A 16,536-nucleotide genomic window follows, 5' to 3' on the forward strand; every position below is an offset into this window, starting at 1 on the left:
ACTCGGGCGGGATGTTATCCGTGCGCGCGACGGCCGCCGGTGCCGATCCAGTCGACAAGTCTCGAGAGCGTCGTCATGTCGGGAAGTGCGCTCAGATCCAACGCAAGCGAGTTCCGGTAATACGGGCTGAGATCCAGGCCGACGCCGAGGCCCAGCACCTCCACGTCGCCGAGGACGCGCTGCTGCGCCACGACCTCACGCAAATGATGATCGAGATAGTGCTCGTCGTTGACCTGGTTGGTGGCCGCGTCCATTGGGCTACCGTCCGAAATCACGATCAGCAGACGCCGGTTCGCGCTGCGTGAGCGCAACCGCTCGCAAGCCCATTCCACCGCCTCGCCGTCCACCCCCTCGCGAAACAGATCGGCCTTGAACAACGACGCAATGCCGGTTCGCGCGCGCCGCCAACTCGTGACGGCGTCTTTGAAGATCAGATGCGAGACTTCGTTCAGACGCCCCGGGAATCGGGGTTTGCCATGCGCGAGCCAATCGGCGCGGGCGCGTCCGCCGTTCCACGCGCCGGTCGTGAAACCCAGGATTTCGTTGGTGACACCCGCCGCGTCGAGTGCGCGGGACAAAACGTCGACAATCATCGCCACAGCTTCGATGTGCGCTTTCATCGACCCTGAGCAATCGATCAGGAAGCTCACCATCGATTCGGCAATCAACGTGTGCTTCTCGAGCCGGAACAGCCGCCGCTCGGCAGGCGAACTGACCAGTTGCGCAAGGCGTCGTCCGTCGATGCGTCCGTGCTCTTCGCCGAACGACCAGCCGTCGCGTTGCGGCACCGCCAGCGCCGCCTTGAGGGCACGCGCGAGCCTTGGCACGTTGATCGCTTGCGCAACGATTCGCTCGTCGAGGCGCTCGCGGAATTCGGTCAGCAGCGCGTGACGCACGAGCGTGCCGGCATACAGTTCGCGGTCGTAGCGATTCGTGAAGACGCGATAGCCTTGCGCCGACGCCTTAAGCACGCGGCTATCGCCCGAGTGCGCGAGCGTGATGCCGTCGTCTTCCCGTTCGTCGAAATCGAGAAAAAGCGAGAAGGCATTGCGCGCGCCTTTTTCCTGCTCGTCGTCCTTATCCGTGCCTTCCGCTTGCTCGCCGCCCGACGCACGAATCAGTCCCGCGATGTCGGCGGCCAGCGCCCGCGCACACACGGCGAAGGCCGCCTGATCGGCCCGCGTTCGGCGCATGCCCGCGAGCGCGCCGCCGATACGCGGCGCGATGGCCATGCGCGTGGCTTCGATCAGTCCTTCCGTGTCCTCGACGACGGGATAACCCGTCAATCTCGACCAGGCCATTTGCGCGACGGTGTACAGCAACAACCCGACGTGACTGTCGGCCACGCCGGTCACATGCATCGCGCGCGACCACGCTTCGAACCGGTCGCGCAAGTTCTTCGCCACGCCGGGCATGCCCGCCGGGACGAACGTCTCGCAACGCAATTGCTCCATCAGATCGAAGAGCAGTCGCTCGAGCGGTGCTTCGGGTTGCAGGCGGCGGTGCAACGCAGCGTCGCTGTGCCGCAGCCGTAGCGCCGCACCGTCGGCAGCACCGCGCAACGTGTCCGACGCGGCGGCAGATCCCGGCAGCGTTTGCAGATGCGGCGCATGCAGCGGCAGCGGGCGCATGTTCCGGCACAGGCGCGTGCCGCTGTAATGCAGCGCAGCGTCGCCGGTCAACGCGCGCACCGTCGCGGCACACAGGGCCTCACCGCGCGCCGCGCGCCGTGCCGCCTCGCGCTCGGAGATCGTCACGATGCACCGGCCAGCAGCGAGCGGCCACCCTCGTTGGCGGGTAACTCATGGCCGAAAGCGCGCTGGTAAAACTCGGCCACCACGGCGCGCTCGGCCTCGTCGCACTTGTTCAGGAACGTGAGGCGAAACGCCAGTCCGGCGTCGCGGAAAATGCCGACGTTCTCCGCCCAGTTGATTACCGTGCGCGGCGACATGAGCGTCGACAGATCACCGGTGGCGAACCCCCTGCGCGTGAGTTCCGCCACGCTCACCATCGAGTCGATGAGCGTACGTCCGGCATCGTTGTCGAGTTCGGGCACACGCGCCAGCACGATGCCCGCTTCATCCTCGCGCGACAGATAGTTGAGCGTTGCGACGACGTTCCAGCGGTCGATCTGCGCGTGATTGAGTACCTGCGTGCCGTGATACAGACCGTTGAGATTGCCCAGGCCGACGGTGTTCGTCGTGGCAAACATGCGGAAGGCCGGATGCGGATGTATCACGCGATTCTGGTCGAGTAGCGTGAGCTTGCCGTCGCGCTCCAGAATGCGCTGGATCACGAACATCACGTCAGGACGGCCGGCGTCGTACTCGTCGAAAATCAGCGCCACCGGGCGTTGCAGCGCCCACGGCACAATACCTTCCTGAAACTCGGTGATCTGATGCCCGTCGCGCACGACGATGGCGTCTTTGCCCACCAGATCGAGACGGCTGATATGTCCGTCGAGATTCACCCGGACGCACGGCCAGTTCAGCCGCGCCGCCACCTGTTCGACATGCGTGGATTTGCCGGTGCCGTGCATGCCCTGCACCATCACGCGCCGGTTGCACATGAAGCCGGCGAGAATCGCCAGCGTAACGTCGGGGTTGAAGCGGTACGCCGTGTCGATTTCGGGTACGTGATCGTCGCGCTCGCTGAACGCCGGCACCTGCAGATCCGTATCGATGCCGAATACGGTGCGGGCGTCGACCAGGCGATCCGGTTGCTGGGTTGCGGTCTCCATCACGTTCCTCTCCTGTTCTGCTGTTTCACTGTGCCGAGGCAATGTCAGGGCATCATATCGTTAACCATTTTTAGAAACAATTCGTTCCGATTAATAAAATATTCGATTGACACTATCCCGTTGGCTCATCGACATTCGAACGAACTGAAACGCATCGAGAACCGGCCAATGGCGTTCAATCCGCTCGATAGTTCGTTTGGGTACAATACCGCTGATCCATTTTCCGGAACGGCGCATATGAACGACGCAGCGACCCAGCACGACACCCCGTCGGAGAACAAGGCGGATACCCCGACCCTGCGGGCGTTTGCGCTGCTCGAATATCTCGTTGCCGCCGACGCACCGGTGTCGCTCGCCGACATGGCGCATGACATCCAGATGCCGAAGGCTTCGCTGCACCGCATGCTCGGCTCGCTCGAGGCGGGCGGGCTCGTGATTCGCGAACCGGGGCAGAAGAACGCCTACGTGATCGGCCCGCGTCTCGCGCAACTGAGTCTGGGTGTGATGATGCAGGCGGGCGCACGGCGCATGCGTCATGCGATTCTCGGCCGCCTCGTGGCCGATCTCGGCGAGACGTGCAACCTCACGATGCTGCACGAAACCGAAGTGCTCTATCTCGATCGCATGGAGGCGCCGTGGCCGCTGCGTCTCGATCTCAAACCGGGGTCGCATGTGCCCGCACACAGCAGTGCGAGCGGCAAGTTGCTGCTCGCCATGATGCCGCGCGAGCAACGTGCCGCCCTGCTGCGTGCGATGAAGCTGCAACGCTTCACGCCGAATACGCTGACCGATCCCGAATTGCTGGAGAGCGAACTCGACCGCATTGCGCATAAGGGCATCGCCGTCGATAACGAAGAATTCGTGCTGGGCATTGCATGCGTCGCCGCGCCCGTACTCAAGGAAGACGGCTCATGCATCGCCGCGGTGGCTGTGCACGCCCCCGTCTCGCGCACGTCGTTGTCGAAGGCGATGGAGTTCGTGCCGCGTCTGCGAGAAGCCGCAAAGGAACTCGCCAAGACGTTCTGACGCGTCAGAACGCTTTCGACTTTTCTTCCGCGTCCGCTTTTTTCGCCAACGCCTGCGTCTTGCCGGTCCGCTGCCAGTCGAGCAGCGGCGCGAGCGCCGTCGCGGTGTCACGCAGCGTCGGCACCAGTCCCAACAGTTGCTCCAGCGTCACGCGCGCCGTCGGACCATGCACGGCGAGCACCGCGCGCACGTGTCCGTCCTCGATCGCGCGCACCGGCACGCCTACCGCGACCATGCCACGCACAAACTCTTCGTTGTCGATGCCGATGCCGCGCGCGGCCAGCCGGTCCAGCTCCGCGTCAAGCAGGCTGACGTCCGTGATCGTGCGTGGCGTCATGCGTTTGAGCGACAAGCGCGAGAGCACCGCCCGACGCTCGGCCGCCGCCATCTGGGACAGGAACAACTTGCCGCTCGCCGTGCAATGCAACGGCACGCGCATGCCGGGATGCATCTGCATGCGCAGCGGTTCGTTCGTCTCCACTCGCTCGATGTAGAGCACCTCATCGCCGTCGAGCGCCGTCAGATTCACGGTCTCGCCCACGCGATCGACCAGCGTGCGCAGCAGCGAACGCGCGGCGCGCGTGAAGTTGTTGTTCGCCAGCGTGACCAGCGCCAGTCGCGCGGACCGAGGCCCCAACGACAGGCCTCGCTCCGAGCCGCGCGAATCGGGCACATGCGCAACGTAGCCGCACAACTCGAGCGCCTCGATCAGGCGCATGAGTGTGGCCTTCGGAATCGACAGACGCGTCGCGAGTTGCGACAACGTGTAGGGCTGTCCGGCCATCGCCAATCGCTCGATGACGGCCAGCGCCCGCAAGTTCCGCGCCTCGTCGCTCGCGCGCAAGTCCCCATCGTCCAGCGTGCCCGTCTCGCGCATCGCGCCTCCTCGCTCGTCGCTCATACGCAATAAAGGAAACAAAATATACCAATTAATCGAATGGCATCTGCCTCGGGATAACCCCGGTGCAAGGCTGCTCACGCACCGAATACGCCGTTGATCGATGCGCCGCGCCCGCACCTCCCCCTCCCTAGTAAAACCCCGCAGATGCGCCGCAACAATTGTCGCGTTCTGAGACGGCAAGCGCGAAATCCGTTTCAGTTTTCCGTTGCGCACCGCTTTTCGCTTGGCATTTGCGTACCGCTCGCCGACATTGGATCGAAACAATCCGAAACGAATCGTTTCATCCCATCGAAGCAGACGCGAGGCAGGAGACAGGCGGTATGGAACATGAGGTCGACTATCTGATCGTCGGTGCGGGCTCCGCCGGGTGCGTGCTCGCCAATCGTCTGAGCGCAGATCCCGCGTGCCGGGTGTTGCTGCTCGAGGCCGGCGGCCCCGATAGCAATCCATGGATTCACATCCCGGTCGGCTATTTCAAGACGATGCACGACCCGGAACTCGACTGGTGCTATCGCACCGAGGCCGACGCCAATGTCGCCGGCCGCCGGATCGACTGGCCGCGCGGCAAGGTGCTCGGCGGCTCAAGCTCGCTCAACGGCCTGCTCTACGTGCGAGGTCAGCGCGAAGACTACGACCACTGGGCCGCACTGGGCAATCGCGGCTGGCGCTACGCCGACGTGCTGCCGTACTTCCGCAAATCGGAGGATCAGGAGCACGGCGCGAACGAGTATCACGGCGTTGGCGGCCCGCTGAAGGTGTCCGACCTGCGCCTGCGCCGTCCCATCGCAGAACACTTCATCGCCGCCGCGAAAGATACCGGCATCCCCTTCAACGAGGACTATAACGGCGCGACACAGGAAGGCGTCGGCTACTTCCAGCAGACGGCCTTCAAAGGGCTTCGCTGGAGCACGGCCAAGGGCTTTCTCAAGCCGATTCGCGAACGCCGAAACCTGATCGTGGAGACGCGGGCGCAGACGTGCCGTGTCCTGTTTGAAGGCAAGCGCGCCATCGGCGTGGAATATCTGCAAAACGGCGAGCGCAAGAAGGCGCGCGCGGGCGTGGAGGTCATTCTTGCGGCCGGGGCCATCGGCTCGCCGCAGATACTGCAAAACTCGGGGGTAGGTCCGACAACGGTGCTCGCCAAGGCGGGCGTTGCGTTGCGGCATGCGTTGCCCGGTGTCGGCCAGAATCTGCAAGATCACCTGCAAGTGCGTCTGGTCTTCAAAACCCGCGAGCGCACGCTCAACGACGAAGTGAACAACCCGCTGCGCAAGGCGCTCATCGGCCTGCAATACGCGATGTTCCGTACCGGGCCGCTCACGCTCGCCGCCAGTCAGGTGACGATCTTCACGCGCTCGCGCCCGGACTGTCCCGACATTACGCGCCCCGACATTCAGTTCCACATGCAGCCGCTGTCCGCCGACAAGCCGGGCACGGGGGCGCACCGGTTCTCGGCATTCACGTCGTCCGTCTGCCAGTTGCGTCCGTTCAGCCGGGGCAGTGTCGAGATCCGGTCCAACGACCCGCTGCAATACCCGGTCATTCAGGCCAACTATCTGTCGGACGAGCGCGACCATCGCGTTGTGATTGACGGCATCAAGGTGGCGCGCCGCATTGCCGCAGCACCTTCGCTCGCACCGCACATCATCAGCGAGTTCGTTCCCGGGGCGCAGTACCGGAGCGACGACGAGTTGCTACAGGCCGCACGCCAGTTCAGTCAGTCGATCTATCACCCGGCAGGCACCTGCAAGATGGGGCACGACGCCATGGCGGTCGTCGACGACCGTCTGCGCGTGCACGGTCTCGCGGCGCTGCGCGTCGTGGACGCGTCGATCATGCCCGAGTTGGTCTCGGGCAACACGAATGCACCGACCATCATGATCGCCGAGAAGGCGGCCGACATGATTCTCGAAGACAGGGAGCCGGCGTCGGGCATGCAGGAGATTCGCGGCAGCACGCAGGCACCAGAGGAAGCGGCAAGCGTTGCCGTCGCGATTTAGCCAATCACGTCAGCCCCCAACCATTACAAGATCCGGAGACAACCATGAATGCATCGACCCAGACCGACGCCCGGCAGATGCGCCGTGTCGTCGTCGCCAGCCTCATCGGCGCCACGATCGAGTGGTACGACTTTTTCCTCTACGGCGTGGTCGCCGGCATTGTGTTCAACAAGCTGTATTTCCCCGGCAGCGATCCGCTCGTCTCGACGATGCTCGCCTACGGCACGTTCGCCGTGGGTTTCCTCAGCCGGCCGTTGGGCGGCGTGATCTTCGGACATTTCGGCGACAAGCTCGGCCGCAAGAGCATGCTCGTGATGACCCTCACCATCATGGGGGTCGCCACCCTGCTCATCGGGATGGTGCCGACCTACGCGCAGATCGGCCTGTGGGCGCCGGTGCTCCTGCTCGTGCTGCGAGTGCTGCAAGGCATCGGGCTGGGCGGCGAATGGGGCGGCGCGGTACTCATGGCGTTCGAATACGCGCCAAAGGAAAAGCGCGGCTATTACGCCAGTATTCCGCAGGTGGGCCTCGCGCTCGGTCTGTGTCTGGCCTCCGGCGTAGTCGCGTTGCTGTCGTACACCCTCACCGCTGCGCAGTTCCTCACATGGGGCTGGCGGCTGGCGTTCTTCCTGTCGGTCGGCCTCGTCGCCATCGGCATGTATATCCGCCTGAACGTGATGGAAACGCCCGAGTTCACGAAGATCAAGAAGGCCGGGACCGAGATCAGGATTCCGATTGCCGAAGTGCTCACGCGCAACCCCGGCAACGTGCTGGCGGGCATGGGCGCACGCTTCATCGACGGCGTGTTCTTCAACATCTTCGGTGTGTTCTCGATTGCCTATCTGACGCAGACGCTCAAGCTCTCGCAGACCGAGGCACTCACCGGAGTGATGGCGGCCGCGTTCGTCATGATTTTCACCATCCCGTTCTTCGGCAAGCTGTCCGATCGCATCGGCCGCACGCGCATCTACTTCTGGGGCTCGCTCGCGACGGGTCTCTCGTCATTCGCGGGGTTCTGGCTGATGAGGGCGAGCGGCGGCAACGTGATGCTCGTCTGGCTGTCTATCGTGATTCCGCTGGGCGTCATCTACGCATCGGTCTACGGGCCGGAAGCGGCGCTCTTCTCGGAGCTGTTCGACGCCAGGGTGCGCTACACCGGCATCTCCTTCGTCTACCAGTTCTCGGGCATCTTCGCGAGCGGACTGAGCCCGATCATCGCCACGTACCTGTTGCAGAAGAACGGCGGCGAGCCGTGGATGATTTGCATCTACGTGCTGTGCGCGGGCCTTGTCAGCGCGCTGTCCGCCGCCTGGATCGGCAGCCGCAAGCGCCGCCAGCACGTATGGCACGGGGCAGGGGTAACCGAGCACTGACGGCAGGCGTTGTCCCACCGATACGCCGATCCGGCGCTGGTGCGCAGCGAGCCGCAAACAGGGCGAGTCCTTCACCGGGATGCGCCCTGTTCCCTTACGTATTTCGCATCCGGCATGACCCGGATCCGTCCGTGAAGGGTCGATCTCGTGCGATGATTCAGGGTATGGCTCACGTGCCTCGCGCGCCCCTCCGGCAACGCCCTTTCACGCTGTCTGCACATTTTCTTGCAGTGCAAAGGATTGTCTGCGACGGGCACGACGAACGCCCGTTGCCCCCAATTCTCTGGCCCGCGAGACATAATGCAGCGAGATCCGTCGCTAGATGCCGCTATTCCCGAAGACGAACCCGATCGTCCGGGGCCCCTCTCGGAAGCGTCCCTGCTCGGTGCGCCGTCGACGCCCCCCGGCCCAGCCTCGGCAGACGCCGTGCCGCTGCCCATCAGTGTCTATCCGGCGCTCATGGGCATTCTGCTGGCGTATGGCGTGCTGGTTGTCGGCAACGGGCTCTTCGCCACCGCCATCCCCTTTCATGCACTGAAGTACGGCGCATCGACGTTCACGATCGGTGTGATCCAGTCGTGCTACTACGGCGGCTTCCTGCTCGGCGCGTTCTACAACCGCTCGCTCATCGAGCGCATCGGGCAACATCGCGCGTTCGTGGCCTTCACCGCGCTGGCCGCCCTGTTCGTGATGGGCTTCGCGGTGAGCGAAACCACGCTCACGCTCTGCGTGCTGCGGCTCGGTACCGGCTTTGCGCTGATGGGCATGTACACCACGGTCGAGAGCTGGCTCAACGGCTCGGTGCCGAATACGATGCGCGGGCGCGTATTCGGCTCCTATCTCACGATCAACTACCTCGCCGTCAGTACCGGACAATTCCTGCTCAATATCGGAGACGCCGGGAGCGAGGGGCAGCTTCTGCTCGTCGCGGGACTCTTCGTCGCGGCGATTCTGCCGATCACGCTCATGCAGGGATGGCCGACGCGTGTCGCCGACGAACGGCTCGTCAAACAACCGGCAATCGGCCTCTTCGACAGCGTCGCCGAAATGGCACGCGCCACGCCGATCGCCATTCCGGGCTGCATCCTCGCCGGGTTTCTGTACAGCGCGTTCTACGCCATCATGCCGATCTACCTCACGCGCATCGGCCTGTCGATCGGCAGCCTGTCGACGTTGATGGGGGTGGCGCTCTTCGGCGCGCTACTCATGCAATGGCCGGTGGGCCGGCTGTCGGATCGCATGGACCGGCGCACGCTGTCGCGGCGTCTCGCGTTTGCATCGGCCGCGTTCTGCGCACCGTTGATCGTCTTCCAGACACACTGGCTGGTGTTCGTGCTGATGTTCCTGTTCTCTGCGGTCAACTTCACTCAGTACGGGCTGATCGTCTCGCATGTGAACGACCGTACGGTGCCCGAACGGCGTGTGGCGGTGAGCGCCACGCTGCTCATCCTCTTCTCGGTCGGGGGCATTCTCGGGCCGATGATCGCCTCGATGGTCGTAACGCTGCTCGGCCCGGGTGGCTTGCACGTCTTCAACGTCGTCTGCGCACTATCGCTCGCCCGGGTTGCCCGGCGAGCCCAATTGCTGGCGCCCTGACGGATGGCGTCATGAGCGCGGTCATCATTAAGTACGCAGCAAACGGAACGCAATGCCGCACTCGCAAGCCCTGCCGAATCTCGCGGAGAAGCCCCATTCTGGTGCAATCATGCCGCTCACTGGTGCGATGCGTCACAACGCCGGGGGAAAATCGCGGACAATATTGCCGGCGCCGCCGGGCGCCTTTGAGCACGCTTCTTGCTCATCTATTCTGTACATACCACTGCTGCCCCCGCGCCTGCCTCTACCATGACCATGATCGATCTCGACGCCCCCGGTTTGCTGCCGCCCCGTCTGACAGCGGCCGAGGACGGCCGACGCATCGTCATTTACGGCGACTTCACGATTTGCAGCGTCTTCCAACCGGTGTTCTCGGTCTCGCACCGCCGCGCCATCGGCTATCACGCGTCCTTGCGCGCGCATGACGCCGAAGGCCGTCACGTTCCATCGCATGAAGTCTTCACGCTCGCGGCACGTCACGGCGACATGCTCGAACTCGGCCGGCTGGCCGAATCGCTGCATCTGGGCAACTTCTGCGAGTTCGATGGCCGCGACGCGTGGCTCTTCCTGAGCCTGCACCCTGCGGCATTGATGGACACGATCTACGGCGAGGCGCTCATCGCCACGCTCAAGGCCACCGGCCTGTCGCCGCAGCGCGTGGTGCTCGAAGTCCCGGAGCAGGCGGGCGGCGACACGCCGCGCTTCGGCGCCATTGTCGGCAGCCTGCGCAAGGCGGGTTTCCTCATTGCGCTGGGCGGCTTCGGCGCCAAGCACTCGAACATCGACCGGGTATGGGATCTGCGCCCCGATATCGTGGCGCTCGATCGCGGCATTCTCGCGCAGGCGACCGAGCAATCGCACTTGGCGCACGTGCTGCCCGGCCTCGTGTCGCTGCTGCACGAATCGGGGCAGTTGGTCATGATGTGCGGACTTACGACGGATCGCGAAGCGCTGCTCGCCCTGGAGTGCAACGTGGACTTCGTGCAAGGGCAGCACTTTGCGGCGCCCGACGTCGATCCCGTACCGCCGAAGGTTGCCGCAGAGCGCATGGACGTGCTCTCGGCGGGACTGCGCACGCTACTGGTCGAGCGCGAGCGCGCCGAGCATGCGCGGCTTGCACCCTACGTGGCGGGCATCGAATCGGCGGCGGCGCGCATCGCACAGGGGCAGGACATCAAACAGGCCACGCACGACTTGCTCGCGCTGCCCGATGCGGCACGCTGCTTTCTGCTCGACCCTCTCGGACGCCAGATCGGCGACAACGTGCTGCCGCACAGCCATTCCTCGCAACGCGCCAAACGTTTCCGTCCGCTGTTGCATTCGGAGGGTGCGAACTGGGCGCGGCGGCCTTACTTCATCGAAGCCATGCGCGCGCCCGGCGAGGTGCATTTCACCCCGCCTTATCTCTCGATCAACGAGGCGCACCTTTGTGTGACGGCCTCGATTGCCACGCCCACCCAACAGGGGCTGCACGTGCTCTGCGTCGATATCAACTGGTAACTCAGGTGGTCGCGCGTTGCACGCGATAGCGTTCGAGCCAGTGAGCATACGGCGCGGGAAGCACCCACGACGCACGGGCCACGTCAAGCTCGCGTGCCGCGTAGTACGGCCAGTGCGGGTTGGCCAGCAACGCGCGGCCGATCATCACGAGATCCATCTGACCGTCGGCCACCACGCGGTTGGCCGCGTGGGGGTCGTCAATGCCCCACGACGACGCCACGGCAATGCCGGCTTCCTTCTTGACGCGCTCGGCAATCGGCGCGAGGAACGCTGACCCCCAGGGGATATTCGCGGTGGGCGTCGAGAAACCAACGCTCACGTTCAACAGATCGAGACCGCCTTCGCGCATCTGACGCGTGAGCGCGATCGATTCCGCCAACGTCTGTTCATCGCGGCCGTCGTACTCGATCACGCCGAAACGGGCCGTGAGGGGCAGATGGTCAGGCCACACTTCGCGCACGGCGGCGAGCGTCTCGAGCAGGAAGCGGCTGCGCCCGGCGAGGTCACCGCCGTAGGCGTCGTCGCGATGGTTCGCGTGGAGCGAGAAGAAGCTCTGCGCCAGATAGCCGTGGGCAAAGTGCAGTTCCAGCCACTCGAAGCCTGCGGCCAGCGCGCGGCGCGCTGCCGCCACGAAGTCGGCCTTCACGCGCGCGATGTCGTCGAGGGTCATCGCCTTCGGTACCTTGCCGAGATGCGCCCCGAACGGGACTGCGGACGGCGAGATCGTCGGCCAGCCGCGCGGATCGTCTTCCCCGATATGGTCGTCGCCTTCCCACGGGCGGTTGGCACTCGCCTTGCGACCGGCGTGCGCGATCTGAATGCCGGGCACCGCGCCGTGCGCCTTGATGGCCGAGGCGATGCGGGCCATGCCTTGCGCCTGCTCGTCGTTCCACAGCCCCGTACATCCGGGGGAAATACGGCCTTCGGGCGAGACAGCGGTCGCCTCGACAATCACCAGACCGGCACCCCCACGCGCAAGACCGGCGTAATGGGCAAGGTGCCAATCGTTGGTGACACCGTCGACGGCGCTGTACTGACACATCGGCGGAATCGCAACGCGGTTGCGCAACTTGACGCTTTTCAGCGCAAACGGGGAAAACAGGGCGGACATGAGGGGTTCTCTAGGGAGTCAGGGAAAGCGGCGCCGGCTGGCGGAGCGCTGGGCGCCTGGCAGCGATTCGTGGCACCTCGACCGGTTGCGGCCGACACCAGCAATACTAGCCGCACACCACTATAATGAAAACCATCTGTCCATTATCAAATCGATAACAGTTCATTATGGTCAATCCTCAGTGGCTCAAATCGTTCGCCACGCTCGCCGAGCTAGGTAACTTCACGCGCACCGCCGACCGGCTGGGCCTCACGCAGGCCGCCGTGAGCCAGCATGTGAAGCATCTCGAGGAGGCGTTCGGGCCGTTGCTCGTGCGGCGTCCACGCGCCGTGGAACTCACGCCCGCCGGGCAGGCGTTGCTGACCTACTGTCTTGAGGTCGAATGTGCGGCCCGGCACCTGCGCTCGCGTCTGGACGATGCGAACGAGGAATGCGGCGTCATTACGCTCATCACGCCGGGCAGCATCGGGCTGTACCTGTGTCCGATCCTGCTCGATATGCAGAAGGCCAACCCCGCGATGGCCGTACGGCATCGCTTCGCTCCCGACCGCGAAGTGCTCGAAGGCGTATTACAGAATCACTTTGAGCTGGGACTGGTAACGTTGCGACCGGAAGACCCGCGTCTCGCCGCCACGCCATTCACGCAGGAACCGCTCGAACTGGTGGTCCCGGCGGGGGAAGACGTGCACACGTGGGAAGACCTGAAGCGCATCGGGTACATCGATCATCCGGACGGCGAAGCGATGTCGACACGTTTGCTCAGCCGCCGCTTCCCGGGCAATCCGGGCGTGCAGAGCCTGCCGTGCAAGGGATGCACGAACCAGGTCAGTCTGATTCTCGAATATGTCGCTCGCGGTCTGGGATTCACCATCATTCCGCAGTACGCGCGACAGGCGTTTGCCTTGCAGGACGCCATTCGGGTGGTGGACTGCGGCCCGCCGGTGGTCGACACGCTGTGGCTCATCCATCGGGCCGAATGGCCGCTCTCAGCGCGCGCGCAACGCGCCGTGGCGCTGCTGCGCGAACGCGTCGATGCGCCGCGCCCGCATGCGTTCGGTGGCAAACGCGTCTTGCAGCCAACGAGCGCCTGACCTGAGCGCAAGACCTCTCTCGGCTTATCGCGCCGCCTGCGTGAACTTGTTGAACGACGTATCGAAGAGTCCGCGCACGTCGAAGCCCTTGGTCAGCGTGCCGGTCTTCACGAAATCGTCCACGCTCTTCTGCGCTTCGGCGATGGCGCTGTCCGTCAGCGGTTCATAGCGAATGCGTGACGTACTGAACCACTGATGCGCCAGCTTGGGATCGACGCGCGACTTGGCTGACCAGACATCCGCGCAGCGTTCGACATGTCGTGCGTCCGCCAGCGACCACTCGCGCGCACGCTGATAACGCTGAACGAAATCCCCCAACAATTCACGCTTGCTATCGATCACCTTCTGCGTCGTGGACAGATAACTCTGCGCCGCAATCAGGCCCCGAGCCGTCACCACCGTACGTGCGCCGGCCTGACGCAAGCGCGAGACGTACGGTTCCCACGTCGCCGTCGCATCCACCTTGCCCGCCTGTAACGCCGCCGCCGAATCGACAGACGCGAGATACGAGTATTTCACCGCGTCGAGCGGCAAGCCAGCCGACGTCAACGCCGCTTGCACCAGTTGCTGTGACCAGCCGCCGCGCGTGATGGCCACCGTCTTGCCCTTCAGGTCGGCCACCGTCTTGATTTGCGTGTGTGGCCCCGCGAGCAACACCACGCTGTCGGGACTGTCGCGGTAAATGCCGATGACTTTGACGGGCGCACCCTGCGCGGCGAGGAACAGCACCGGACCGTCGCCTTGCAAACCAATGTCGAGCGCGCCCGCATTGACCGCTTCGATCACGGGGGTGCCCGCCGGAAACTGCTTCCATGCAACGGTGTAGGGAGCATCCTGCAACACCCCCGACGCTTCAAAGAGACTCTGCGCGTTGTACGCCTGATCGCCGACGACAAGGACCGGTTTATCGGCCGCTTTGCTCGCGAACGGCAGAATCGCGGCGACGCTCAGCGCGGCGGCAGCGCCGCGACGCAGGCGAACACGCCACGCCGGCCAACGCTCACGCAGACGGCTGCGCAGATCGCGCTTCGCCGAGCGCGTCAGCGTCGCCCGTAACAGCGCTGCGCGCGACGGTGCTGAGATATAGAGACCCAAAGCAATCGCGGAGGCGGCGATGAATGCATCGATCACCGGGTTCACCGCCGGTGTGTTGGAGGAAGCGGATGTCTTCATGTCATGACGCCACACCGAAGCGCGGCTGCGGAAGTAATCGGACGTGTCAGTCTAGGCAAGCCCGCCCGCGCCCCCAACCATCGATTGATGCGATCCATAGCGCGCGCCGCGCCGGTTTGCATATTCGGGTTTGCTTATCGAATTTCGTTGTTTGTCTCGGCATGCGGCGCTCTCGTATCGTGATCGTCTATCGAAATCGAAATGAGAGTCACGTCATGAGCCAACCTGCCCGCAAGCTCCGGCTGGGCGCCTACATGTCGGGGTCCGGCGTGCAAGGCGATAGCTGGCGCCATCCCGACACGGACACCGACGCCTATTCGCAATTCGCGCGCTATCGTCATTACGCACAAACGTTGGAGCGCGGTTGCTTCGACGCCCTGTTTTTCTTCGACAACCTCTTCATGTCGACCGACCCGGTGTCGCTCGCCCATAGCCCCGGTGCACCGCGCTGGGACCCGGTCGTGCTGCTCGCCGGTCTGGCCGGAGCAACGAAGCACATCGGTCTGGTGGCATCGGTAAGCACCACGTACAGCGAGCCCTACAACGTGGCGCGCGCCTTCGCCTCGCTCGACCATCTCTCGGGCGGCCGCGCGGGCTGGAATATGGTGACGTCCACGGGCGGGGGCGAGAACTTCAATCGCGACGATCACGTCGATCATGCCGTGCGATACGAGCGCGCCAACGAGTTTTACGACGTGGTGACCGGTCTCTGGGACAGCCACGCCGACGACGCCTTCCCGCGCAACAAAGCCACGGGCCAATGGGCCGATCCAGCGCGTATTCGCAAACTCGATCATCGGGGCAAGCACTTCCGCGTGCGCGGTCCACTCAGCGCACCACGCCCGGTACAGGGATGGCCGGTGATCGCGCAGGCAGGTTCGAGCGAAGCCGGGCGCGAGTTGGCCGCGCGTGCGGGTGAATTGCTCTACACCGCTGCGCAGGACATCGAAGACGCACGCGCGTTCTATACCGATGTGAAAACACGGGCGTTGAAGTATGGCCGTCGCCCGGAGCACATCTTCATTCTGCCGGGCGTGTCGCCCATTGTCGGCCGCACGCAAGCCGAGGCGCAGGACATCTACGACACCTTGCTGGCGCATCGCGATCCCGCCGTCGTACTGCACTCACTCACGAACTATGCGAGTCTGGGCATCGACCTCGGCAGCCTGCCGCTCGACGCGAAGGTACCGCTGCCCGAACAGGTGCCGGAGACGAACTCGCACAAGAGCCGTCAGAAGCTGCTGGTGGACTGGATTCGGCGTGAACGGCCGACAGTGCGTCAGCTCTATACGCGATTCACCGGGGGCGGTCATCGCGTGCTGGTCGGCACACCGGAATCGATCGCCGACGATTTTCAGCACTGGTTCGAGACAGGCGCAGCCGACGGCTTCAACATCATGTTCCCGAGCGCGCCGAGCGGCATCGAGGATTTCGTCGATCTGGTCGTGCCGGAATTGCAGCGGCGCGGGTTGTTCCGCACACGTTATGAAGGCCACACGTTCCGCGAGAATCTGGGCGTGCCGGCGGTGCCGAATCGACACTTCAATGATGCGGCAACCGCCGTGGCGTCGGTCGCATAAGCGAGGTAACGCATCGAGGCTGACACAGATAGCGAGTGCTGCACTGCGCCGGTGATGGGCGTCACCGGCGCGGTGTATGCCGGCGTACGACTCAGAAAATCACGTACACCTTGCGAATGGTCTCGTCGATCTGCCAGAGACCTTCGGTATTGGCTTCGAAGAACAGCGTGTCGCCCGGTGCGATCTCCAGCGGCGCCTCGCCATCGGGCGTAAACGTCGCGCGCCCCGCCAGAAAATGCATCACTTCGGCCTGCTTGACCGAGCGTCGATAGGTGCCCGGTGTGCATTCGAACACTCCGGTATCGATCGCCTCGTTGCCCGGAATCACCTTCTGCACGCCGCTGACCTGCGCCGGCGTGGTTCCCGGCAGGCCCGCGGTGCCCCAATCTTCCAGGCCGCGCAACTGGGCGCTCTGCCTGATCTGCTGCACTTTCATGAATGACTC

General features: G+C 64.3%; 13 protein-coding genes. 7 read left to right on the forward strand and 6 right to left on the reverse strand.

Annotated elements, in window-relative coordinates:
- Window positions 1–14: 14 nt before the first annotated feature.
- Both PCO31110_RS01260 and PCO31110_RS01265 read right to left on the reverse strand, forming a co-directional pair.
- Window positions 15–1,757: a cobaltochelatase CobT-related protein gene (locus PCO31110_RS01260; RefSeq protein WP_150689444.1), complete on the reverse strand. Its 1,743-nt coding sequence runs from the start codon at window positions 1,755–1,757 to the stop codon at window positions 15–17.
- Complete coding sequence (locus tag PCO31110_RS01265; protein WP_150583203.1) at window positions 1,754–2,740, reverse strand: AAA family ATPase; 987 nt, start codon at window positions 2,738–2,740, stop codon at window positions 1,754–1,756. Before PCO31110_RS01265 ends, PCO31110_RS01260 begins: the two co-directional genes overlap by 4 nt.
- Before the next feature lie 237 nt (window positions 2,741–2,977).
- Here PCO31110_RS01265 and PCO31110_RS01270 point away from each other — a divergent pair, with 237 nt between their 5' ends.
- Window positions 2,978–3,766 (forward strand): IclR family transcriptional regulator, encoded by a 789-nt coding sequence (locus tag PCO31110_RS01270; protein WP_051126430.1) that lies wholly within the window; start codon window positions 2,978–2,980, stop codon window positions 3,764–3,766.
- 4 nt (window positions 3,767–3,770) lie between these two features.
- On the opposite strand, the gene PCO31110_RS01275 is transcribed toward PCO31110_RS01270, so the two are convergent.
- On the reverse strand, window positions 3,771–4,643 hold the full coding sequence (locus tag PCO31110_RS01275; protein WP_150689445.1) for an IclR family transcriptional regulator: 873 nt from the start codon (window positions 4,641–4,643) through the stop codon (window positions 3,771–3,773).
- A gap of 344 nt (window positions 4,644–4,987) precedes the next feature.
- On the opposite strand from PCO31110_RS01275, the gene PCO31110_RS01280 reads away from it, so the two are divergent.
- From PCO31110_RS01280 to PCO31110_RS01295, 4 genes are all read left to right on the forward strand, one after another.
- A complete protein-coding gene (locus PCO31110_RS01280; protein WP_010805008.1) occupies window positions 4,988–6,667 on the forward strand; it encodes a GMC family oxidoreductase in 1,680 nt (559 codons plus the stop codon).
- Between the two features lie 44 nt (window positions 6,668–6,711).
- Window positions 6,712–8,040, forward strand: a complete 1,329-nt coding sequence (locus PCO31110_RS01285) for an MFS transporter (RefSeq protein ID WP_010805007.1) — start codon at window positions 6,712–6,714, stop codon at window positions 8,038–8,040.
- A gap of 300 nt (window positions 8,041–8,340) precedes the next feature.
- Window positions 8,341–9,636 carry an MFS transporter gene (locus PCO31110_RS01290; protein ID WP_150689446.1) on the forward strand — a complete coding sequence of 432 codons (1,296 nt, stop codon included), beginning with the start codon at window positions 8,341–8,343 and terminating at the stop codon, window positions 9,634–9,636.
- A gap of 249 nt (window positions 9,637–9,885) precedes the next feature.
- Window positions 9,886–11,136 (forward strand): EAL domain-containing protein, encoded by a 1,251-nt coding sequence (locus tag PCO31110_RS01295; RefSeq protein ID WP_010805005.1) that lies wholly within the window; start codon window positions 9,886–9,888, stop codon window positions 11,134–11,136.
- Window position 11,137: 1 nt separating this feature from the next.
- Here PCO31110_RS01295 and PCO31110_RS01300 read toward each other — a convergent pair whose 3' ends face one another.
- Window positions 11,138–12,247 (reverse strand): NADH:flavin oxidoreductase/NADH oxidase, encoded by a 1,110-nt coding sequence (locus PCO31110_RS01300; RefSeq protein WP_010805004.1) that lies wholly within the window; start codon window positions 12,245–12,247, stop codon window positions 11,138–11,140.
- A 167-nt stretch (window positions 12,248–12,414) separates the two neighbouring features.
- Here PCO31110_RS01300 and PCO31110_RS01305 point away from each other — a divergent pair, with 167 nt between their 5' ends.
- Window positions 12,415–13,338, forward strand: a complete 924-nt coding sequence (locus PCO31110_RS01305) for a LysR family transcriptional regulator (RefSeq protein ID WP_010805003.1) — start codon at window positions 12,415–12,417, stop codon at window positions 13,336–13,338.
- Window positions 13,339–13,362: 24 nt separating this feature from the next.
- On the opposite strand, the gene PCO31110_RS01310 is transcribed toward PCO31110_RS01305, so the two are convergent.
- Window positions 13,363–14,511, reverse strand: a complete 1,149-nt coding sequence (locus tag PCO31110_RS01310; protein WP_150689447.1) for an ABC transporter substrate-binding protein — start codon at window positions 14,509–14,511, stop codon at window positions 13,363–13,365.
- Between the two features lie 215 nt (window positions 14,512–14,726).
- Between PCO31110_RS01310 and PCO31110_RS01315 the strand changes: the two genes are divergently transcribed.
- Complete coding sequence (locus PCO31110_RS01315; protein WP_010805001.1) at window positions 14,727–16,091, forward strand: LLM class flavin-dependent oxidoreductase; 1,365 nt, start codon at window positions 14,727–14,729, stop codon at window positions 16,089–16,091.
- 91 nt (window positions 16,092–16,182) lie between these two features.
- Here the strand turns inward: PCO31110_RS01315 and PCO31110_RS01320 are convergent, their stop codons facing one another.
- Window positions 16,183–16,527 carry a cupin domain-containing protein gene (locus PCO31110_RS01320; protein ID WP_150689448.1) on the reverse strand — a complete coding sequence of 115 codons (345 nt, stop codon included), beginning with the start codon at window positions 16,525–16,527 and terminating at the stop codon, window positions 16,183–16,185.
- Window positions 16,528–16,536: the final 9 nt, after the last annotated feature.

It is taken from the genome of Pandoraea communis (assembly GCF_902459745.1).
GTDB lineage: Bacteria > Pseudomonadota > Gammaproteobacteria > Burkholderiales > Burkholderiaceae > Pandoraea > Pandoraea communis.

What these genes read in the sequence shown, in the direction of transcription:
- PCO31110_RS01270 (WP_051126430.1), top strand. Translation starts at nt 2,978, where the DNA reads ATGAACGACGCAGCGACCCAGCACGACACCCCGTCGGAGAACAAGGCG.
- PCO31110_RS01295 (WP_010805005.1), top strand. Translation starts at nt 9,886, where the DNA reads ATGACCATGATCGATCTCGACGCCCCCGGTTTGCTGCCGCCCCGTCTG.
- PCO31110_RS01320 (WP_150689448.1), bottom strand. Translation starts at nt 16,527, where the DNA reads ATGAAAGTGCAGCAGATCAGGCAGAGCGCCCAGTTGCGCGGCCTGGAA.
- PCO31110_RS01275 (WP_150689445.1), bottom strand. Translation starts at nt 4,643, where the DNA reads ATGCGCGAGACGGGCACGCTGGACGATGGGGACTTGCGCGCGAGCGAC.
- PCO31110_RS01285 (WP_010805007.1), top strand. Translation starts at nt 6,712, where the DNA reads ATGAATGCATCGACCCAGACCGACGCCCGGCAGATGCGCCGTGTCGTC.
- PCO31110_RS01315 (WP_010805001.1), top strand. Translation starts at nt 14,727, where the DNA reads ATGAGCCAACCTGCCCGCAAGCTCCGGCTGGGCGCCTACATGTCGGGG.
- PCO31110_RS01305 (WP_010805003.1), top strand. Translation starts at nt 12,415, where the DNA reads ATGGTCAATCCTCAGTGGCTCAAATCGTTCGCCACGCTCGCCGAGCTA.
- PCO31110_RS01310 (WP_150689447.1), bottom strand. Translation starts at nt 14,511, where the DNA reads ATGAAGACATCCGCTTCCTCCAACACACCGGCGGTGAACCCGGTGATC.
- PCO31110_RS01265 (WP_150583203.1), bottom strand. Translation starts at nt 2,740, where the DNA reads ATGGAGACCGCAACCCAGCAACCGGATCGCCTGGTCGACGCCCGCACC.
- PCO31110_RS01280 (WP_010805008.1), top strand. Translation starts at nt 4,988, where the DNA reads ATGGAACATGAGGTCGACTATCTGATCGTCGGTGCGGGCTCCGCCGGG.
- PCO31110_RS01290 (WP_150689446.1), top strand. Translation starts at nt 8,341, where the DNA reads ATGCAGCGAGATCCGTCGCTAGATGCCGCTATTCCCGAAGACGAACCC.
- PCO31110_RS01300 (WP_010805004.1), bottom strand. Translation starts at nt 12,247, where the DNA reads ATGTCCGCCCTGTTTTCCCCGTTTGCGCTGAAAAGCGTCAAGTTGCGC.